The organism is Micromonospora sp. NPDC048894 (assembly GCF_040649765.1).
Classification (GTDB): Bacteria; Actinomycetota; Actinomycetes; order Mycobacteriales; family Micromonosporaceae; genus Micromonospora; species Micromonospora antibiotica.
The window spans coordinates 475,037-496,394 of sequence record NZ_JBEZFY010000003.1; the positions used below are offsets into that span (position 1 = coordinate 475,037).

Sequence of the window (21,358 nt, forward strand, 5' to 3'; positions counted from 1 at the left end):
CAGGGACGGCGTCGTCCCGCCTCACCGGAGAGCCAGGCGCAGCACCACGACACCCCGGGTGGCCCCGGCACCCGCCCGGAGCAGGTAGCACATCGTCCCCCACCGGAGGAACCAGATGGCAAGATCGGTACACCGATGGCTCGCCGCGATCGCAGGGGTCGGGATCGTCGTCCCGCTCGCCGCGACCGCCCCGGCGTTGGCCCAGCCGGCCCAGGACCAGACAAGCGTCCTGGTGTTCACCAAGACCGACGGTGAGCGTCACCCGTCGATCGACAAGGGCGTCAACGCGATCCGCACCCTGGGCAACGGCAACGGCTTCACCGTCGACGTCACCCAGAACGCGACCGCCTTCTCCGACGACAACCTGGCCAGCTACGGCGCGGTCGTCTTCCTCAACACCACGGGCGACGTGCTCAACGGCGGCCAAGAGGCGGCCTTCGAGCGCTACATCCGCAACGGTGGTGGCTACCTCGGCGTGCATGCCGCGGTCGAGGCCGAACCATCGTGGACGTTCTACCGCGACATCGTCGGCACCACCGTGGCCGGTACGGCGTCGAGCGGGTCGGCGACCATCGACGTGGCCGACCGGGCGCACCCGGCGAGCAAGCCGCTCGCCCGGCAGCTCACCCTCAACGACCAGTGGTACAACTTCACCACCAACGTCCGGGGCACCGCGCACGTGTTGGCCACGGTGGACGAGAAGTCCTTCACCGGCGGCACCATGGGCTTCGACCACCCGATCTCCTGGTGCAAGGACTTCCAGGGCGGCCGGTCGTTCTACACCGGACTCGGCGACTCCGCCGACACGTACGCCAACGGGGCGTTCCGCAAGCACCTGCTCGGCGCGATCCAGTGGTCGGCCGGCATGGTCCAGGGCGACTGCGGTGCGACGGTCAAGGCCAACTACGAGAAGGTCATCCTCAACGACGAGCCGGGCGAGCCGATGACCCTGTCGGTGCTGCCCGACGGCCGGGTGCTGCACAACACCCGGGCCGGCGAGATCCGACTCTACGACCCGAAGACCGGCGCGAGCCCGGTCATCACCACCCTCCCGGTGTACCAGCACGACGAGGACGGCCTCCAGTCGGTCACCGTCGGCCCGGACTTCGCCACCGACAAGTGGGTCTACGTCTACTACGCGCCGAAGCTCGACACCCCCATCACCGACGCGCCGGTGACCAGCACCGACCCGAGCGCGTGGGACGCCTACAAGGGACACAACCAGCTCTCCCGGTTCAAGTGGGTGGAGGAGCCGACCCCGCACCTGGACCTGGCCAGCGAGCAGAAGATCATGAAGGTCGACACCGACCGGGGCGTCTGCTGCCACGTCGCCGGTGAGATCAAGTTCGACGGCAAGGGGCTGCTCTACCTGGTCACCGGCGACGACACCAACGCCGGCGGCTCGGACGGCTTCACCCCGATCAACGAGTCGCCTACCCAGGGGCCGGGCTACGACGCGCAGCGTTCCGCCGGCAACACCAACGACCTGCGGGGCAAGGTGCTGCGGATCAAGGTGAAGGCGGACGGGTCGTACAGCGTCCCGGCCGGCAACCTCTTCCCCGAGGCCGAGGACCGCGACGACAAGACCCGCCCGGAGATCTTCCTGATGGGCCTGCGCAACCCGTTCCGCTTCGACGTGGACTCGCGGGGCTTCGTCTACATCGGTGACTACTCGCCGGACTCGCAGGTGCCGAACGCGGCCCGGGGGCCGGAGGGCACCGGGCGGTGGATCGCCGCCAACAAGGCAGGCAACTACGGCTGGCCGTACTGCTACTCGCCGACCCTGCCGTACATCGACTACGACTTCGTCACCAAGCAGTCCAAGGGTGCGTTCAACTGCGCCGCACCGGTGAACGACTCGCCGCGCAACACCGGCCGTCGGGTCCTCCCGCCGGTGCAGGACCCGCAGCTCAACTACACCTTCCGGGCCACCACCACCTGCGCCGAGGCGTACCTGAGCACCCCGCCCGGCACCTGTGAGTTCCAGTGGCCGGTGCTCGGCACCGGGGGCGTCGGCCCGATGGGCGGCCCGGTCTACAAGTACGACGCGGCGCTGGCCTCCGAGACCAAGTTCCCGGAGTACTACAACGACGCGGTGGTCTTCGGGGAGTTCACCCGGGACAAGATCTACATGATGCGCACCAACGGCAGCGGCAAGCTGGTCGGGGTGGAGCAGTTCCTGCCGGGCTTCGTCTTCGACAACCCGATGGACATGGAGTTCGGCCCGGACGGCAGCCTCTACCTGCTGGAGTACGGCGACGGCTTCTTCCGGGCCAACCCGGACGCCGCGCTGTCGGTGATCCGCTACGCCAAGGGCACCCGGGCGCCGGTGGCCGAACTGAAGGCCAGCCCCACCTCGGGTGCGGCACCGCTGACCGTGCAGTTCTCCGCCGAGGGCTCCTACGACGCGGACCCGGGCGAGACCATCACCTACGCCTGGGACTTCGACGGCAACGGCAGCACCGACTCGACCCAGCGGGACGCGTCGCACACCTACACCACCGTCGGGGTGTTCACCGCCAAGCTGACGGTCACCGACACCAGCGGCAAGACGGCGGTGCTCACCCGCGAGATCACCGTGGGCAACACCGCGCCCACCGTGAAGGTCACCTCGCCGCTGTCCGGCACGTTCTTCAACTGGGGTGACACCGTGCCGTGGACGGTCACCGTGACCGACCCCGAGGACGGCCCGATCGACTGCAGCCGGGTCACGGTCTCGTTCGTGCTCGGCCACGACACCCACGGCCACGGCATGAGCGACGCCAACGGCTGCTCCGGCTCGTTCGAGACCCCGGCCGACGGCGCCGACCACGCCGGTGGCTACCTGTACGGCGCGATCAGCGCCACCTACACCGACAAGGGCGCCAACGGCCAGCCGGCGCTGTCCTCGCTCGACCAGATCGTCCTGCAGACCTTCCGGCAGCAGGCCGAGTTCGCCCAGGTCCAGCAGGGCGTCACCCTGGCCAACACCACCGACGCCGGTGGCGGCCAGCACGTGGCCGGCATCGACAGCGGTGACCACATCGCGCTCGACCCGATCAACCTGGGCGGGATCGACAAGATCACCTTCCGGTACGCCGGTGGCTCCACGGCCACCGTCGGAACCCCGCGCGGCATCGTCGAGCTGCGGCTCGACTCGCCGACCGGTGCGCTGGTGACCAGCGCGACGCTCAACGCGACCACCGGCACCAGCGCCTGGGCCAGCCAGACCTTCCCGGTCAGCCAGGCCGCCGGCACCCACGCGCTCTACCTGGTCTTCAAGCCCGTCTCCGGCGGACCCACGACCAGCCTGTTCAACCTCAACTGGGTGGAGTTCGGCGGCCCGACCTCCTGACGTCACCCTCCGGTCGCCGGGAGGACGGAGACTCCGTCCTCCCGGCGTCGTATCGGCACCGGGCGGTCACCGGCGGTCGACCGGCCGGACACCGGTGGTGTCCGACCTGGCCGGACACCACCGGTGTCCGGCCAGGTCTGACTGACCGGCCAGTGGCCGGCCGATCGTCGATGATCTAGCGTCCCGTGCGCCGGGGACAGCGCCACCAACCCGGTGAGGAGCAGAAACGAGGGGGGACAGTGCCGTTGCGTGACGAAGCCGCCGATCGGGGAGAGCAACTCCGCCCCGACCGTTCGGGGCCGACCGTGACCTGCCCGCCGGGCTGGCGTCCGCTGCGGGTGGCGATGATCGGCCAGAAGGGCGTGCCGGCCACCTACGGGGGGATCGAACGGCACGTGGAGGAGATGGCCAGCCGGCTGGCCGGGCTCGGCCACGAGATCACCGTCTACTGCCGGGACAGCTACGGCGCGGTGGAGACGACCCGGCACCGGGGCATCCGGTTGCGGCGGGCCCGCACCGTGCCCAGCAAGCACCTCGACGCCATCGTGCACTCGGCCACCTCGACCCTGGCGGCGCTGACCGAGCGCCCCGACATCGTGCACTACCACGGTCTCGGCCCGGTGCTGACCGCGCCGCTGGCCCGCTATGCCTCCCGGGCCCGGGTGGTGCTCACCGTGCACGGGCTGGACAACCAGCGCGACAAGTGGGGCCGGGCGGCGCGGGCGGTGCTCGGCACCGCGTACCGGCTCAGCGGACACCTGCCGGACGCCCGGGTGACCGTGTCGCAGGGGCTGGCGGCGCACTACACCAGCAGGTTCGGCCGGCCGGCCCGCTACATCCCCAACGGGGTGGCCACCCCCACCCACCGGCCGCCCCGGGAGCTGTCCCGGTTCGGCCTGCGCCCCGGTGGCTACCTGCTGCTGGTCGGTCGGCTCGTCCCGGAGAAGGCCGCCGACCTGCTCGTCCGGGCGTTCCGGCGGCTGCCGACCGACCTGCGGCTGGCCATCGTCGGCGGTTCGTCCTTCACCGACGAGTACGTCGCCGGGCTGCGGCAGGCCGCCGGTGACGACCCGCGCATCGTGTTCACCGACTTCGTCTACGGCGACGTGCTCGCCGAGCTGTACTCGCACGCGGCGGCCTTCGTGCAGCCGTCCCGCCTGGAGGGGCTGCCGCTGACCCTGCTGGAGGCAGCCTCGTACGGGTTGCCGGTGGTGGCCAGCGACATCGAACCCCACCGTGAGGTGTTGGCCCACGACGGCCCCGGGCACCGGCTGTTCCGTGACGGCGACGCCGACGACCTGCTGCGGGCGTTGGCCACGGTGACCGCCGACGTACCGGCCGAACGGGCCGGTGCCGCGCTGCTGCGTGACCGGGTCCTGGCCGAGTACAGCTGGGACGCGGCAGCCCGCGAGCTGGAAAAACTCTACTTCTCGCTGGCCCTGCGCGCCCCCCGTCCCGAGGAACCGGACGTTGGGTCGCCCACGGCCGACGTAACGGCCCATGTCCCCCGATCGCGTCGCCCGTTAGATTAGGCCGTTCTCCCGGCCGTCGGCGGCGACCGGCAACAGTTCCCTGGAAACGAGTGGTCGGCGAGCGGTGGACGGACAGCGACACGGCACGGAGGGCGACCTCGGCCTGCCCGGGGGGCGACCCCGCCGGTGGTCCGCCGGTGACCGGACCACCCGCCTGCTGACCGGCGGCGCGGCGCTGCTCTGCGCCGTGGTGGCGGTCGGCGCCGGGCTGGCCGCGACCGGGGGCGGCCGGATCGCCGCCGTGCTGCCCCTGGTGATCCTCGCCGGGCTGGCCGTCGGCGCGCTCGCGCTGACCCGCTTCTCGGCGTACGTGCTGCTGATGCTGGCGGTCCGGTCCTGCGTCGACCTGTTCAAGCTCAGCGGCCCGACGGCCGGCCGGGCCGACGGTGCCGGGGCGACCCGCACGATGGACCCCTCGACGATCCTCGCGGTGCTGTTCCTGCTCGCCGCCGGCCTCTGGCTCGCCGCCCAACTGCGGCAGCACGGCCGGCTGCGCGGCTCCCCGCTCGGCGTGGCGATGCTGCTGGTCGGGGCAACCTGCCTGGTCAGCGCCGTCGGTGCCGCCCAGCCGGTGCCCAGCGCCCTGGAGGCGCTGCGGATCGGCACCGTGGTGGTGATGTTCGTCGTCCTGGAACAGCTCATGCCGGACCTGCCGGCGGTCCGCCGGGTGCTGCTCGCCGCCTACGTCTCGCTGGCGCTGGCGGTCGGCTACACCGTCGTGCTGTCCCTGCTCGGCCACCCACCGGCAGAGGTCAAGGGAGACTTCACCCGGATCAGCGGCCCGTTCAGCCAGTCCACCACGTTCGGCCGCTACCTCATGTTCATGGTGATCTTCGGGTTCGGCATCCACCGCTACCTGAGCCGCCGACTGCGCCTCGGCCTCGGCGTGCTGCTCGCCGCGTCGCTGCTGTTCCTGCTGCTCACCAACACCCGTAGCGCCATCCTGGGTGCGGGGCTGGGCCTGCTGGTGGTCGCGGTGCTGCACCGCAGCCGGCGGATGCTGGTGGCGCTCTGCCTGGTCACGGTGGCCGGGGTGGCCCTGCTGCCGAGCGTGGCGCACCGCTTCGGGCAACTCGCCGACAGCAGCGCCGTGGGCGGCGGCCCGACCGGCAACACCCTCGCCTGGCGGGTCGGCTACTGGTCGGAGATCGTGTCGCTGGCCAACCGCAACCCGGTCACCGGGATCGGCCCCAACATGACGAAGTTCGAGGCCGACGAGGCGAAGAAGCCGCACAACGACTTCCTGCGCGCGTACGTGGAGACCGGGCTGGCCGGGCTGCTGGCGTACCTGGCGATGATGGCGCTGTGCCTGCACACCGGGCTCAACGCGCTGCGCCGGGCCCCACCGGGCACGCTCGGCCGGGGCATCGCGATCGGCTTCCTGGGCTGCGCGGTCGCCTTCGTCGCGGTCAGCGCCGCGTCCAACGTGATCTCGAACGTGGTCACCCTGTGGTATTTCGCGGCGTTCGCCGCGGCAGCCGGCGCGGTCGCCCGCGGGCTACCGGACGACCTGTCCCGGCCGGCGACGCCCCGACCGGTGACGACCGGCCGGACCAACCGATGAAGGATCAAGCAGTGGGGAGCACCAGGGTGGAGATCGTCGACTATCTGCGGGTCGCGCGGCGTCGACTCTGGCTGCTGGTGGGCATTCCGCTGGTCGCCGGGGCGGCAGCCGCGTCGATCGTCCTGCTCGGCCCGCAGCAGTACGCCGCCACCTCCTACGTCGCCGCGCCCGCCCTGGTCGGCGGTAGCGCCGCCCAGCAGTACACCGGCACCCAGGCCGCCAACCAGTTCGCGGCGGCCTTCGCCGCGGCGGTCACCTCCCCGCAGGTGGTCGACCAGGTGGCCGCCGACACCGGGGTCCCCGCCGACGCGCTGCGCGACGGCCTGGCGGTCAAGCAGGTCGGCGCGAGCAGCCAGCTCACCGTGACCTACACCGCCGACGACCGGTCCACGGTCGCCCCGGTGCTCACCGCCACCGGCAAGCGCGCGCTGGCGTTCCTGTTCACCAGCCAGGTCAACATCGCCACCGACGAGGTGAAGGCGGCCACCGACGAGCTGACCGGCGCCACCCGGGCGATCAACGACTGGGAGAAGACCAACAAGGTCAGCCAGCCGGACAAGCTCTACCAGTCGACGCTGCAGGAGATCGCCAGCCTGCGGCAGCAGCAGTTGCAGATGCAGGCGGTCGGCAACAGCCGGGGCGCCGACGCCGCCGCCGACTCGATCAGCGCCGGGCAGAAGCGGCTCGACGAACTCGGCCCCAAGCTGCCCGACTACCAGGCGTTGATCGCCCAGCGGGACAGCGCCACCAGTGCGCTGGCCTCGGCCCGGCAGGGCCTGCAACAGGCCCGCGCCCAGTCTCAGGCGGCCGACCCCGACAAGGTGACCAGCGTCGGCGAGGCGCAGCCGGTGTCCCGGATGAAGGCGCTGGTCGCGCTGGTGCTCCCGGTGTCCGGTGCCGGCCTGCTGCTGGCCGTGCTGCTGGTGGCGGTGCTGGAGTGGCTGGCGCGCAGCCGTCGGGCCGGACAGCCGGCGGCCGTCGGCCGGGCCACCCCGGCCCCGACCGGTGGGCGGCGCAGCAGTGACGACACGGTGGTGCTGCCGGCGGTGACGGCGACCGTGCCCGAGCAGCACTCCCGCCGCCGGTAGGCCGGGGTGACCGAAGCGTCCACCCGGGGCGACCAGCACGTGCGGGGGATGGCCCGGGGCGGCGGTCTCAACCTGCTCGGTGCCCTGCTCAGCCAGGCGGCGGTCTTCCTGGTCATGCTGCTGCTGGCCCGGGTGCTGGGCATCCGGGAGGTCGGCCGGTACGCCCAGTGCTACGCGGTGCTGTCGCTGGCCGGGCTGCTGTCGCTGTCCGGGTTCCGGGCCGGGCTGACCCGGTTCGTGGCGGTGCACCTGGCCGACGACGACGCCCCGGCACTGCGCGGCACCGTCCGGTTGGGGCTGGCCGTCTCCGCCGGCTCGTCGGTCGTCCTCGCCGGGGCCCTGGCCTGGGGGGCACCGTGGCTCGCCGACCGGCTCCACGACCCGGGACTGGTCACCGGCCTACGACTGGTCGCGCTGACCCTGCCCGCGTCGACGATCTGTGAGGCGGCGCTGGCGGCGACCCGGGGCTGGCGCACCCAGCGGCCGTACACCTTCATCGGCCAGCTCTACGAGCCGGGCACCCGGCTGCTGCTCACCGTGCTCGCCCTGGTCACCGGGGCCGGGTTGACCGGGGCGTTCTGGGCGCTGGTGGTGGCCGGCTGGTCGGCCGCCCTGCTCGCCCTGCTGTCGCTGGCCCGGCTGGTGCGCCGGGTGCCGCCGGCCCGCCCGGTGCACCGGCCGGGGGAGCTGTTCCGCTTCTCCACGGTCAGTTGGGTGTCGTCGCTGTCGTCGACCGGGCTGATCTGGGTCGACACCCTGCTGCTCGGCTTCTTCGCCAACCCGGAGATCGGCGTCTACAACGTCGCGACCCGGCTGGTCACCGTGGCCATCTTCGTCCTCGCGCCGGTCAACGCGGCGTTCGGCCCGTACCTCGCGCACCTCTACCACCGGGGGGACCTCGACGACGTCCGCCGGGTCTACGCGGTGGCCACCGGCTGGGTGGTCCGGTTGTCGCTGCCGGCGTTCGTGGCGCTGCTGGTCCTCCCCGGTGACCTGCTGCGCGTCTTCGGCGGCGAGGTCGCCACCGGTGCGGCGGTGACCGTGATCCTCGCCCTCGGCCAGCTCGTCAACGCGGCCACCGGGCCGTGCGGCACGGTGTTGAACATGTCCGGCCGGGTGGCGCTGAACATGGCCGACAACCTGGTCGCCCTGGTGCTCAACGTGCTGCTCAACCTGTGGCTCATCCCCGCGTACGGGATCGTCGGCGCGGCGGCGGCGTGGAGCGCCTCGCTGATCGTGGTCAACATCGCCCGGGTGGTGCAGGTCCGCCACCTGACCGGCGCGTTGCCGTTCACCGTCGGGATGGCCAAGGGGCTCGCCGCCGGGGTGGTCGCGCTGGCCGCCGGGCTGCTGGTGCGCTGGCTGGTGCCGGGCTGGCCGTGGCGGCCGTTCGTCGGCCTGACCACGATCGTCGCCGTCTACCTGGGGACCGTGCTGGCGCTGGGGCTCAGCCGGGAGGATCTGATGGTGCTGCGCACCCTGGCCCGCCGCCGTCGCGGCGACCCGCCCGACACCGCCGCCGGGGACGTCCCGGGCGGCGTCCCGTCCGACGACGGTCCGCCCCCCTCCGGGGTGGGCGAGGGTGGCCGGGACACCTCCGACCGGGCGGTGTCGCGGTGAGCGCGGGGCCGCGCCGGGTCGCCGTGGACCGGCTCCGTCGGGTGGTACGCGGCACCCGCGCCTGGGCGCGGGCGGCGCGGCCCGGCCGGGTCGGCGTACTGCCCGACTTCCTGATCATCGGCGGGCAGCGGTGCGGCACCACCTCGCTGCACCACTACCTCGCCGCGCATCCCGACGTGCGGGCCGCCACCGGCAAGGAACTCCAGTTCTTCAGCCTGCACTTCGGGCGGGGGACCCGCTGGTACCGGGCGCACTTCCCGCCGGCCGCCCCGGGCCGGCGCAGCTTCGAGGCCAGCCCCTACTACCTGTTCCACCCCAGCGTGCCGGCCCGGGTGGCGGCGACGCTGCCCGAGGCCCGGTTCGTGGCGCTGCTGCGCGACCCGGTCGAGCGGGCCTACTCGCACTACCTGCACACCCGCTCGTACGGGCTGGAGCCGTTGGGCTTCGCCGAGGCGCTCGCCGCCGAGTCGGGGCGGCTGGCCGGGGCGCTGGCCGACGGGCCGGACACCCCGGCGGCCCACCACGCGCTGCGCAACTTCTCCTACGCCGCCCGGGGCCGCTACGCCGAACAGCTCGACCGCTGGTACGCCCACCTGCCCGCCGACCGGCTGCACGTGATCCGCAGCGAGGACCTGTACGCCGACCCGGCGGCCACCTATGCGGGCGTGCTGCGGTTCCTCGGGCTGGCCCCGTTCACCCCGGCGGAGTTCGCCCGGCACACCCGCCGGGCGGACACCGGCCCGTCCCAGCTCACCCCGGCGTTACGGGCCGAGCTGGCCGCCGGGTTCGCCCCGCACAACGCCCGCCTCGCCGAGCTGCTCGGCTGGCCCCGTACCTGGTGAGCGAGCGGGCCACGCCCCGTCGCCGGGCTGAACGCCGCTGCGCCAACGTGCGGGACCATGAACAGCTGGCGATTATGTAGACGGCACGCCGAGGACAGTGCGCAAAATCGCAATGTGATCATGGGAGCCCACCGGGCTCACCCGCGCCCGCCGCACACCGCCTGCCCCGAGAGCACCGGCCCGGGGCCCCACCGCACCTACCATCGGACCGCGTGCGGTGGGGAGCCGGTCAGCGGATCGGGGCGAGGACGCTGGCCGGGTCACCCTGCGCCCGCACCAGCACCGGGCTCGGGCCGATCGGCAGCGCACCGGTGCGGGCGGTCGGGTCGGCACCGACCGGCCCCCCGGTCACCCCGCCCGTGGCCGGCAACGACACAGTGCCGGTGGAGGTCGACCAGACCACCAGGGTGCTCTCCGCACCCCGCCGGAACGCCACCCCGGTCAGGCCCTTGCCGTTCACCGGCTCGACGGTCGCGTCCCGGGCCGCCGCCGCCAGGGCGGCCATCATCGCGCCGGCCTGCCGTTGGGTGCCGTCCGGGTCGAGCAGCCCGTAGCGGACCTCCGCACCGGCCCGGTTGTTCGGGTTGTACGCCAGCGGCAACCAGAGCACCTCGTGGATGCCCCCGGCGACCAGCATGCTGACCACCTTGACCATCTCGTCACCCCGGGCCGCGGCGGCGTCGCCGCCGTCCTTCCAGAACTGCCCGACCTCCCACGCCTGCACCGGCACCCCGGACGGCGTCTCGGCCCGCAGGTAGTCCAGCAGCGCCGGCACCCCGGAGAAGTGCTCGTAGAAGTGCAGTTGCCGGACGTCGACCACCCGGTCGTCGAGCAGTTTCTCGGTGACCGCGAGGTAGGCCAGGTTGCGGGAGTTCTGCGCGTTGTCCAACGCCGTGCGCAACGCCGTCGGGTCGTTCACCGCCGGGATCAGCCGCCCCCGGGTGCCGATCCGCCGCTGGAAGTACGCCTGGTACGCGGCGACGGCCTGGTCGGGTTGCCCGGCGCGCAGCAAACGGTCGGCGACCCCCATCCCGTACGCGACGCTGCTCATGCCCGAGTCGACCACCTTGGCCTTCGGGTCGGCCGACCGGATCGCCTCGGCGGCGGCGGTGACCAGCCGGCGGTAGTCCTCCGGGCTGCCCGCCCAGTACTGCTGCGCGTTGACCTCGTTCTCGATGGCGTACTCGCCGACGCCGTACGGCGCGTACCGCTGCACCAGTGTGCGGACGAAGTTCTGGTAGGCGGCCAGGTCCGTCGGCATCGCCGACTCGGTCTTGTTGGCCTGGCCCCGGGTGAACTTCGCCGTCCCGCCGGTCGCCCAGCACACCCCGGTGCGGATCTTCAGGTGCAGGGTGATGCCGAGCTTGCGGCTGCGTTCGGCGATCTGGTCCACCGCCGCGAAGTCCGGGCTGCCCTGGGTCTTCTCGATGTCACACCAGCTCAACTCGTGGTACGTCGTCGAGCCGGTGAGCTTCTCCAGGTAGGGCACGAACTGGTCGTGCCGGGAGAAGTCCCAGTGCGCACCGAACGGGTTGCGGACCGGCGCACCGGCCGGCAGCGGCGTACCGCTGGCACCGGCCGACGGCCCGGTCGCCGACGGGGCGGGCCGGGGAGCAGGAGCGGGATCGTCCGAACAGGCAGCCCCGGCGACCAGGGCGAACAGCAGCGCACCGGCGATCAGCGTCCGCCGCCCGGCCCGGCGGGCCACCGCCGCCCCGGCCCGACGGTGTGCCGACGACCCGGCCCGGCCGGTCGCCGGTGGTCCGGCCGCCCGCCGCCCCGGCGACCCGTCCCGGCGGTTCACCGGTAGCCCAGTTCGCGCAGGGTGGCACCGGAGAAGACCCGGACCAGCACCCGCAGGAAGGGGTCCAGCTCCCGGCGGTAGGTGCCGACCCGGGAGCCGTAGATCGGGGCGTCGGTGCCGGCGGCGGCCCGCCGTCGCTCCGCCTCGGCGGTGTACTTGCCCGCCACGTCGTGCTGCTTGCCGTCGTAGTCGAGCACGCCAGCCTCCCAGGGTTCGCCGAGGAACTCGAACAGGCCACGCATGGCCTTCTCCGGGTCGGTGACCGTCTCCTCGTAGCGCAGTTCGTGGTAGCGGTCGGCCGGCAGCCGGGCCCCGGCGGCGCGGGCGATCCGGATGTAGCGCGGCCACTTCACCACGCACTTGACCGCCGACCAGTAGCCGAACCGTTTGCGGTGCGACACCACCACGTCCCGGCCGTCCCGCACGACGTGCACGAACTGCGCGTCGGGGAAGACCTCGGCCAGGAAGTCGATGGAGAGCGCGTACAGCGGGGTCTTGTCGGCCCAGCGGGTCTTGCCCCGGGAGCGGGCGTAGTCGGCCTGGATGCCGCCGAAGAAGTCGGCGATGCGGCCCAGCCAGTAATCGCGGGGGAATCCGAAGCGGGACAACCGCTCCCAGTCCCGCCCGACGATGCGTTGCATGTCGGCCAGGAACCGGGTCTCCGGGCCGCAGCTGACCCGGGAGTGCGAGTCGAGCACCAGCCGCAGCATCGTGGTGCCGGACCGCTGGCACCCGACCAGGAAGATCGGCCCCTGCGGCCGACCCGCCCCGGCTGCCGCGTCCGGCGCGGGCCGGGCCTGCGGGTCCGGTGCGGGGTCGGCCGTCCGTGCGGGCCGGGCCTGCGGGTCCGGTGCGGTGTGCGGGGCCGGGTCGGTGGGGTCAGCCATGCTCCACCGCCTCGGGTCGGCCGGCCGACGCGTCCAACCGGCCGGTCAGCTCGGTGCACAGCGCCCGTACCCGGGGGTCGATGTCCAGCCGGGGCCGCGCCGGGCTGCGGACGCCGACGTGCGCGTGCAACACCGGGTCGTACGGCAGGTCGAGGAAGGCGCACAACCGCCGGGTGTACCCGGCCGGGTCGGCGACCAGCGCGTCGTACGAGCAGAGCAGGGTGTCCGGGCGGTCGGCCAGGCCCAGGGAGAAGTACAGCGAGTTGCGGACGTACCAGAACAGGGCGGCGGCGGTGTGCGGGGTCATCCGGTCGTGGTCGAAGCCGGCGACCAGCTCCCGCGTCGACGGGTCCAGGCGTTGCCCCTGCCAGCGGTCCCCGATGGTGCCTTCGGCGATCGCCCGCAGCGCCCGCAGGTTGGCGTCGCCGAACTTCGCCACCTCGGAGCGGGCCCGGTCGTCGACGTCCCGGTACGCCCACAGCGCCCGCCCCGGCGCAACCCCGGACAGGTCGAGCAGCTCGTCCACCCGGTGCGTGTCGCACAGCGGCTTGACCAGCACGTACCGGTGCCGGCTGCGCCGGATGACGGCGGTCAGCACCGGGTCGGGGCGCAGCCGGAAACGGTGGAACACCACCCGGTCGTTCTCGTTGCGGACCTCCACCGACGGGTCGGCGTCCAATCCCCGGGTCAGCATGTTGGTGCCGGAGCGTTGCAGGCCCACCAGGTAGACCGGGACGGCCCGGCCGGGCGGCCCGGGATGGGTCCGTCGCCAGCGCCACTTGGCCAGGGCGGTGCGGGCCCGGTCGACCGGGTCGAGCCGGTCCTCCTCGACCAGTCGCCGGATGCCCTCGGTACGCGCCCAGCGCAGGTGCCGGCGGACCCGACGGGCGGTGTACGCCAGCGCCGAAGGTTCGTCGGGGTGGGGCACCGGGTCCTCCTCGGGCACGTCGGGCGGGGTGGGGCACACGGTACCGGCAGATCATCGCGGCTGACCACGTGGCCGTGTGGTCAGCCGGCGATGGGCCGTGTGGCTACTTGGGGATCATGAGCTGGACTCACGACACCGGTGTTGCATACGGTGGGGCCCCTGGTCACCGCTGCTGTCCGGGGCGACCACCCCACCTCCCGACCCCCGACGGACCCCAGCAGCCACCTCCGGAGCAGGCCGATGCGTGTCCTCCACGTCAACAAGTTCCTCTACCGGCGCGGCGGCGCCGAGGGCTACCTGCTCGACGTCGCCGAGCTGCAACGGGGCGACGGCGACGAGGTGGCCTTCTTCGGCATGACCCACCCGGACAACGACGCGCCCACCCCGTACGCCAGGCACTTCCCGTCCCACGTGGAGCTGGACCCGACGCCGCGCGGCGCGGGCGCCCGGGCGGCGGTCGCGGCCCGGATGATCTGGTCGCCGGCCAGCCGGCGGGGCCTGGCCCGGGTGCTCGACGAGTTCCGGCCCGACGTGGTCCACCTGCACAACATCTACCACCAGCTCTCCCCGTCGGTGCTGGCCGCGGTGCGCGCCGCCCGGGTGCCGGCGGTGATGACCCTGCACGACTACAAGCTGGCCTGCCCCAGCTACCAGATGCTCGACCGGGGCGCGGTCTGCGACGCCTGCGTGACCGGCGGTCCGCTGCGCGCGGCCCGCCGCCGCTGCAAGGACGGCTCGTTGGGGGCCAGCTCGCTGCTCGCCGTCGAGTCGTGGCTGCACCGCACCACCCGGGCGTACGGGCCGGTGCAGGCGTTCGTCAGCCCGAGCCGGTTCCTGGCCGACGTGATGCGCCGGGCCGGGGTCTTCCCCGACCGGATGCACGTGGTGTCGCACTTCGTCGACGTCGCCGCGACGGCGGTCAAGACGGCACCCGGCGGGCCGGTGGTCTTCGCCGGCAGACTGGCCGCCGAGAAGGGCGTCGACGTGCTGATCGAGGCGCTCACCCGGCTGCCCGACGACGTGGTGCTGGAGGTGGCCGGGGACGGCCCGGCCCGCGACGGGCTGACCGAGCTGGCCCGGCGGCGGGCCCCCGGCCGGGTCCGGTTCCACGGCCGGTTGGACAAGGCCCGGCTGCACGAGCTGGTCCGCTCGGCCACGGTGGTGGCGGTGCCGTCGCGGTGGAACGAGAACCAGCCGATGGCGGTGCTGGAGGCGTACGGCTGCGGGGTTCCGGTGGTCGCCTCCGACCTGGGTGGCCTGCCGGAGCTGGTGACCCCGGGGGTGGACGGTGAGGTGGTGCCCGCCGACGAACCGGTCGCGCTGGCCGCCGGGTTGCACCGGGTGCTGGCCGACCCGCAGCGGGCGTACCGGATGGGGCGGGCCGGTCGGGCGCGGGTGGAGCGGGACTTCTCCCCACAGGCGCACCTGACCCGGCTGCGGGAGGTCTACGCGAGCGCCGCGCAGGCCGTGCGGGAGCCGGTGTGAACCCGCCGGTGCGGGTGCTCTACCTGGCCGGCAGCGGACGCAGCGGCAGCACCCTGGTCACCACCGTGCTGGGCCAGTACGACGGGGTCTTCGCCGCCGGGGAGCTGCGGTACCTGTGGCAGCGCGGGGAGCTGAAGAACCGGCCCTGCGGCTGTGGCCGGCCGCTGCGGGACTGCCCCCTGTGGGACCGGGTGCGCCGGGAACTGCCGACCGACCGGGCCGCCGCGATCGCCGCCGGGCTGCGCGGCCGGCTGCGGATGCGCGGGCTGCCTGCGCTGCTGCGCCGGCACCGCCGCGGTCTCCGGCCGGTGCCCGCGCACCCCGACGACGCGGTCCTGGCCGACCTGTACGCGGCCGTGGCCCGGCACACCGGGGCACGGGTGGTGGTCGACTCGTCGAAGCTGCCCCCGTACGGTGCGTTGCTCGGCGCGCTGCCCGGCATCGAGCTGCGGGTGCTGCACCTGGTCCGTGACCCCCGGGCCACCGCCTTCTCCTGGCGTCGTCGCCGGGGTCTCGACGGCGACACCGACCCGGAGCTGATGAGCCGACCGCCGGTGTGGAAGGCGGCCCTGCTCTGGCTGGTCTGGAACACGGTGACCGTCCGGCTGTGGGGTGACCGTGCACCGGCGGGTTACCTGCGGGTGCGCTACGAGGATCTGACCGCCGACCCGGAGGCGACGCTGCGCCGGATCGTCGCCTTCGCCGGGGTCGACCCCGACGGCGGCCCGTTCACCGGCCCGGCGACGGTACGGCTGACGCCGACGCACTCGGTGGCCGGCAACCCGTCGCGGCACCGGACCGGCCCGGTGCCGATCACCGCCGACGTGCAGTGGCGGCGCGACCTGTCCCGCTGGTCGTACGCGCTGGTCACCGGGCTCACCGCGCCGGGGCTGCGCCGGTTCGGCTACCCGTGGCGGCGCGGCGTCCCGGCACCGGCCGGGGCGGGGCGGCCCGCGCGGGGTGGGCCGGCTGCGACCGGTGGACGGTCGGTGGGCGTCGGGCGGGCGGGGTCGACCGGGCACGAGGAGGGCTGAGCGATGTTGGCGGTGGTGGTGGGCACCGGGCGGTGCGGCTCGACGCTGGTGCAGGAGTTGTTGTCCCGGCACCCAGGGGTCGGGTTCGTCTCCGGGGTCGACGACAAGCTGTCCCGGCTCAACCTGGCCGGCCGGTTCAACGGGCCGCTGTACCGGCGTTCCGCGCCCCGCCCTGCGGGTATGACGTCGCTGCGGCACAGCCGCCGGCTGCTGGAGAAGGGCCGGTTGCGGGTCGCCCCGTCGGAGGCGTACGACCTGCTGGACCGGCACGTGGTGGCCGGTTTCTCCCGCCCGTGCCGGGACCTGACCGCCGACGATCTCACCCCGTACCTGCGGCGGCGGCTGCGGGCCTTCTTCGACGCCCGGATCGAACGGCAGGGTTGCCGGCTGCTGCTGCACCACGTGACGGGCTGGCCGCGCGCCGGGTTCCTGCGGGCCGGCTACCCGCAGCTGCGGGTGGTCAACGTGGTCCGCGACGGTCGGGCGGTGACCAACTCCTGGCTCCAGATGGGCTGGTGGGACGGCTGGCGCGGGCCGGACAACTGGTTCCTCGGGCCGCTGCCGACCGACCTGCGCCAGGAGTGGGAAGAATACGACAGGTCGTTCCCGGTGCTCGCCGCGCTGGGCTGGAAGATGCTGATGGACTCCTTCGCCGAGGCGCGGGCCGCGCACCCCGAGGGGCAGTGGCTCGACGTGCGCTACGAGGACCTGCTCGCCGACCCGCGCGGCGAGGTGGCCCGGATGCTCGACTTCCTCGACCTGGACTGGTCACCGGCGTTCGAGCGGGGTTTCGGACGCTACCGGTTCCACGCCGGGCGGCAGGCCGCCTACCACGAGGAGTTGGGCGACGCGCAGCTCGCCGCCGTGGAACGGGTGCTGGACAAGCCGCTGCGGCAGTGGGGCTACCGGGACTGACCGGCACGTCCACCGCCCCGCCCGGTGTCGTCGGGGCGGCCGGGGCAAAGTTCCTACAGGTGCAGGTGGTGGTGCCGGTCGGTCGGCCCATAACGTGCGCGGTCTCGCCGAGATTCAAGGAGACCGCATGGCTGGATCGGGAACACCCCTCCGCGCCGGGGTGGCCGCACTGTCCGCGATGGTGCTCGCCGCCCTGGGCGCGGCACCACAGGCGCTGGCGGCGCAGGACGTACCGACGATCGTGGTCCAGGACGGGGTCACCCAGCCGGTGTTCGGCTATGGCGACGCCATCCGGGAACGCCTGTTCATCGACTCCACCTTCGACAGCGACAACGACGGTCTGCGCGACATCATCGCGTTCGACCTGATGCGACCGGCGGCCACCGCGAACGGGCTCAAGGTGCCGGTCATCATGGACGCCAGCCCGTACTACTCGACGGTCTGCCGGGGCAACGAGTCCGAGTGCAAGGCCGACCTGGACGGCGACGGACTGCTCGACAAGTGGCCGCTGTTCTACGACAACTACTTCGTGCCGCGCGGCTACGCGGTGATCCTGCTGGACATGGTGGGCACCAACAACTCCACCGGCTGCCCCACCACCAACGCCAACCAGGACAATCTCAGCGCCAAGCAGGCGATCAACTGGCTCAACGGCCGGGCCACCGCGCGCAACGCCGCCGGTCAGGTGGTCACCGCCGACTGGCACAACGGCAAGTCGGGCATGATCGGCAAGTCGTACGACGGCTCGCTGGCCATGGCGACGGCGGTGACCGGCGTCAAGGGCCTGACCACGGTGGTGCCGATCAGCGGCCCGACCGAGTACTACGACTACGTACGCAGTAACGGCGTGGTCACCCGGGGTAACAGCTACGTGGCGTCGCTGGCCAACACGGTCACCAACCCGGAGCGGCGGGACTACTGCAAGCCGGTACGCGACGCGATGGCCGCCGCCGACGGCGACGAGACCGGTGACTACACCGCCTTCTGGAACGAGCGCAGCTACGTCAAGAAGGTCCCCAACATGACCGCCAGCGTGCTGCTCTACCACGGTCTCAACGACGACAACGTCCGCGCGGACCACTTCAGCAAATTCTGGTACGCCCTGGCGGAGAACAACGTCCAGCGCAAGCTGTGGCTCTCCCAGGAGGGGCACGTCGACCCGTTCGACTCGCGGCGCGCGGTGTGGGTGTCCACCCTGCACCGGTGGTTCGACTTCTGGCTGCACGGGATCGCCAACGGCATCATGGACGAGCCCCGGGTCGACCTGGAGCGGGCAGCCGACGTGTGGGAGACCCACGCCGACTGGCCGATCCCCGGCAAGGCCGACACCGAGGTGTTCCTCCAGCCCGGCACCACCGGGGCGGGGGGCCTGAAGCTGGTGCCGACGGCCAAGCCGGCGACCGGCGCGTTCCAGGACAGCCGGACCCAGAGCCAGAACACCATGATCCTCAACCCGGACACCGTGCAGCCGAACCGGCTGGCGTTCCTGTCCGCGCCGCTGACCGCGCCCCTGCACATCTCGGGCACGCCGAAGGTGCAGCTGCGGGCCTCGGCCGACCAGACCGACACCAACTTCGGGGCGATCCTGGTCGACTACGGCACCGACGAGCGGGTGGCGCACCGGGCCTCCGGTGAGGGCATCGTCACCCTGGCCACCGAGGACTGCTGGGGGCTGAACAGCCCGACCGACGACGGCTGCTACAAGCAGACCGCCAAGCGGGTCGCCACCGCCGACTACGAGCTGGTCACCAAGGGCATCATGGACGCCCAGAACCGGCAGTCGATCCGGACCGCCGTGCCACTGGTGGTGGGGGAGTCGTACAACTTCGCCTTCCCGCTGCTGCCGGAGGACTACGTGTTCAAGCCGGGCCACCGGATCGGCGTGATCATCGTGGCCAGCTACCCGCAGTACTCCAGCCAGGCGGACACCACCGCCGCGAACATCCAGGTCGCCCTGAAGAGCAGCAAGATCGTTCTTCCGGTGGTCGGCGGCACCACCGCCGCCCACGCGGCAGGTCTCTGACCACTCCCCGGGGTGGCCGCCGCAGCACCGCTGCGGCGGCCACCCCGCCCGGTCACCCCACCGTGCAGGGGGTGCCGTTGAGCACGAAACCGGTGGGCGGGACGTTCGGGCCGCCGTAGGACCCGACGAAACCGGCGGTGGTGCTGCCCCCGGCGGCGATCCGCCGGTTGTCGTCGGTGCTGGCGACCGTCACGGTACGCCCGGTCTGCGTCCAGGTGGCGCTCCAGCCGCTGCTCACCTGCTGCCAGCCGGTCGGCCAGCTCCAGGTCAACGTCCAACCGTCGACGGGGTTCGCCCCGTTGTTGACGATCTCGACGTTGCCGACCCAGCCGTTGCCCCAGTCGCTGGCGGTGGTGAGCCGGACGGTGCAGGTGCTGTCGGCCGGGCCGGCGGTGGTGAAGGTGACCGGCGACGACGACCAGGACACCTTCCCGGCGGTGTCCCGGGTCAGCACGTTGAGCGTGTACCGGGTGCCCGGGACGAGGTTGTCCACGGTGAACGAGGTGCCGGCCGTCTCACCGAGCTGCTCGCTGACCGTGCCGTTCTGCCGGTACACCTCGTACTTGGCGATCGGGGCGCCCTTCGGCGGGGCCGGCGACCAGGAGATCGTCGCCGACCTGTCGGTCACCCCGCTCGCCGTCGGCTGCCCCGGCGGGGCCGGGTGCGCGGTGACCGGGGACGAGGGCCGCAGCACCAGCGTGGTCAGCGAGTACGCCGGCAGCGTCCGGCTGGCGGCGCTGCCCGACTGCCCGGTGACCACGCCGGACGCCCCGTTGGTCAGCGAGTACGTCGTCGGCGCGGCGTCCGACGGGGTGAAGCCGGCGTAGTCGATGGTGACCGGTCGGGCGTTGGCCGGGTCCTTGTTGACCAGCAGCACCGCGAGATCCCCGTCGGCCCGCCGCACGGCGTGCGCGGTGACCAGCGGCTCATCGGTGGCGGCGCGGACGAACTGGTCACCCGGCCGGGCGAACAGGTTCATCATCGACAGCCCGTGGTACGGCGCGAACGGGGTGTTCAGCGGCGGTTCGCAGACCGAGTTGTCGGCGGTGCACCCGCCGCTGGACAGCAGCCCGAAGTCGCCGTAGTCGGTCTGCCCGCCCACCTGCGACACGGTGCCGATGCCGTTGTGCACGTTCCACCACTGCACGGTGAAGACGCCGTTCTCCAGCAGGTCGCTGTAGGCGTCGGCGAGGAACAGCGCGCCCGGCTGGGTGTTCTGCCCGGTGCCGACGTTCAGCTCGGTGAAGCTGATGCCGATCCGGGTGGCGTTCGGGCCGGCGTACCGGGCGAGCTGGTCGCGCAGCAGGTGGGCGGCCTCGTCGATGTGGGCCGTGCGGGCCAGCGACTCGGCGGCGGTGCCACCCGGGTACCAGTGCACGTCCACGAAGTCGATCTTGGGGCCGGCGATGGAGAGCACGGTCCGGTTCCACGGGCCCGGGTCACTGCCGGCGGTGATCCCGTCCGGCCAGTTGCCCGGCATGGTCAGCACCGCGCCGACCTTGACCGTGGGGTCGACCGCCTTCATCGCGTCGGCGTAGTCGACCACCAGCCGGGCGTACTGGCTGGCGCTCTTGTCGGGGTGGTCGTCTGCCTCCCAGGCCGACCCGTAGTGCCCGTTGCCGTAGTTCTCGTTGCCGACCGTCCACCACTTCGCGCCGTACCCCTTGGTGACGTTGGCGTAGCGCACCCAGTCGGCGGCCTCGGCGGGGGAGCCGGTGCCGTAGTTCGCGATGATCATCGGCTGCGCGCCGACCCGCCGGGCGGCGGCCATGAACGTGTCGAAGTCGGTGTTCGGGGCGACGTACCCGCCGGGCGCGGTGTGGTCACGCCAGTGGTAGATGTCGGCGTACGAGCCGCCCGGGTAGCGCATCATCCGCACCCCGGCGGCCTTGAGCAGGTCCGACGTCTCGGCCGTGCCGAGCTGGGAGTCCCAGATGGCGTGGTTGACGCCCAACGCGGTGGCCGGCACGGTGGCCAGCCCGGCGTTGGCGTTGACGGTCACGGCCACCGGGTCGGCCGCCGCGTCGGCGGGCGACGGGGCGGTCACGGCGAGCCCACCGGTGGCGAGCAGCAGGCTCGCGGCGAGCGCCGTCCAGCGCTCCCGGCGACGCGACGGGCGCGACGACGGGGCGGAATCTCTGTTCATACGGGTTCCTTCGTGGGTCACCACAGCACACCGCCCGGCCGGTCGGGGTTGCGTCGCCCACGAGGGCGTCGAGACGGCGGGCGGGACTGATGGACGGGAGTGCTGGCGTCGTTCCGTCGTGCTTGTCGCCGTCCCCCGGAAACCCAACGGCTCCCG

Annotated in this window: 14 protein-coding genes; 10 read left to right on the forward strand and 4 right to left on the reverse strand. The window is 72.8% G+C overall.

Annotation, left to right across the window (positions count from 1 at the left end; all coding sequences use genetic code 11):
- Window positions 1-115: 115 nt before the first annotated feature.
- From AB0C22_RS09005 to AB0C22_RS09030, 6 genes are all read left to right on the forward strand, one after another.
- On the forward strand, window positions 116-3,334 hold the full coding sequence (locus tag AB0C22_RS09005; RefSeq protein ID WP_219462747.1) for a ThuA domain-containing protein: 3,219 nt from the start codon (window positions 116-118) through the stop codon (window positions 3,332-3,334).
- A gap of 305 nt (window positions 3,335-3,639) precedes the next feature.
- Window positions 3,640-4,866, forward strand: coding sequence for a glycosyltransferase family 4 protein (locus AB0C22_RS09010; RefSeq protein WP_219462741.1), 1,227 nt, complete (start codon window positions 3,640-3,642; stop codon window positions 4,864-4,866).
- Between the two features lie 64 nt (window positions 4,867-4,930).
- On the forward strand, window positions 4,931-6,430 hold the full coding sequence (locus AB0C22_RS09015) for an O-antigen ligase family protein (RefSeq protein WP_219462740.1): 1,500 nt from the start codon (window positions 4,931-4,933) through the stop codon (window positions 6,428-6,430).
- An 11-nt stretch (window positions 6,431-6,441) separates the two neighbouring features.
- On the forward strand, window positions 6,442-7,518 hold the full coding sequence (locus AB0C22_RS09020; protein ID WP_219462739.1) for a Wzz/FepE/Etk N-terminal domain-containing protein: 1,077 nt from the start codon (window positions 6,442-6,444) through the stop codon (window positions 7,516-7,518).
- A 6-nt stretch (window positions 7,519-7,524) separates the two neighbouring features.
- Entirely contained in the window at window positions 7,525-9,138 is a 1,614-nt protein-coding gene (locus tag AB0C22_RS09025; protein WP_219462738.1) for a flippase, read from the forward strand.
- A complete protein-coding gene (locus tag AB0C22_RS09030) occupies window positions 9,135-9,980 on the forward strand; it encodes a sulfotransferase (protein WP_219462735.1) in 846 nt (281 codons plus the stop codon). The genes AB0C22_RS09025 and AB0C22_RS09030 overlap by 4 nt, the downstream gene beginning before the upstream one ends.
- A gap of 229 nt (window positions 9,981-10,209) precedes the next feature.
- Here AB0C22_RS09030 and AB0C22_RS09035 read toward each other — a convergent pair whose 3' ends face one another.
- Genes AB0C22_RS09035 through AB0C22_RS09045 form a run of 3 tightly spaced genes read right to left on the reverse strand, consistent with a single transcriptional unit; the run spans window position 10,210 to window position 13,599 of the window.
- Window positions 10,210-11,784 (reverse strand): hypothetical protein, encoded by a 1,575-nt coding sequence (locus tag AB0C22_RS09035; protein WP_219462733.1) that lies wholly within the window; start codon window positions 11,782-11,784, stop codon window positions 10,210-10,212.
- Window positions 11,781-12,671 carry a sulfotransferase gene (locus tag AB0C22_RS09040; protein WP_357534365.1) on the reverse strand — a complete coding sequence of 297 codons (891 nt, stop codon included), beginning with the start codon at window positions 12,669-12,671 and terminating at the stop codon, window positions 11,781-11,783. The genes AB0C22_RS09035 and AB0C22_RS09040 overlap by 4 nt, the downstream gene beginning before the upstream one ends.
- Complete coding sequence (locus tag AB0C22_RS09045; RefSeq protein ID WP_357534367.1) at window positions 12,664-13,599, reverse strand: hypothetical protein; 936 nt, start codon at window positions 13,597-13,599, stop codon at window positions 12,664-12,666. The genes AB0C22_RS09040 and AB0C22_RS09045 overlap by 8 nt, the downstream gene beginning before the upstream one ends.
- 240 nt (window positions 13,600-13,839) lie before the next feature.
- On the opposite strand from AB0C22_RS09045, the gene AB0C22_RS09050 reads away from it, so the two are divergent.
- The 4 genes from AB0C22_RS09050 (at window position 13,840) to AB0C22_RS09065 (ending at window position 19,056) form a co-directional block, all read left to right on the forward strand.
- On the forward strand, window positions 13,840-15,084 hold the full coding sequence (locus AB0C22_RS09050; protein ID WP_219462728.1) for a glycosyltransferase: 1,245 nt from the start codon (window positions 13,840-13,842) through the stop codon (window positions 15,082-15,084).
- Window positions 15,081-16,118, forward strand: coding sequence for a sulfotransferase (locus AB0C22_RS09055; RefSeq protein WP_357534369.1), 1,038 nt, complete (start codon window positions 15,081-15,083; stop codon window positions 16,116-16,118). The genes AB0C22_RS09050 and AB0C22_RS09055 overlap by 4 nt, the downstream gene beginning before the upstream one ends.
- 3 nt (window positions 16,119-16,121) lie before the next feature.
- Window positions 16,122-17,033 (forward strand): sulfotransferase, encoded by a 912-nt coding sequence (locus AB0C22_RS09060; protein ID WP_357534371.1) that lies wholly within the window; start codon window positions 16,122-16,124, stop codon window positions 17,031-17,033.
- 127 nt (window positions 17,034-17,160) lie between these two features.
- Complete coding sequence (locus tag AB0C22_RS09065) at window positions 17,161-19,056, forward strand: CocE/NonD family hydrolase (protein ID WP_357534373.1); 1,896 nt, start codon at window positions 17,161-17,163, stop codon at window positions 19,054-19,056.
- Between the two features lie 52 nt (window positions 19,057-19,108).
- On the opposite strand, the gene AB0C22_RS09070 is transcribed toward AB0C22_RS09065, so the two are convergent.
- The gene (locus tag AB0C22_RS09070; RefSeq protein ID WP_357534375.1) at window positions 19,109-21,202 is read right to left on the reverse strand and encodes a cellulose binding domain-containing protein; all 2,094 of its coding nucleotides are present in this window, start codon (window positions 21,200-21,202) and stop codon (window positions 19,109-19,111) included.
- Window positions 21,203-21,358: the final 156 nt, after the last annotated feature.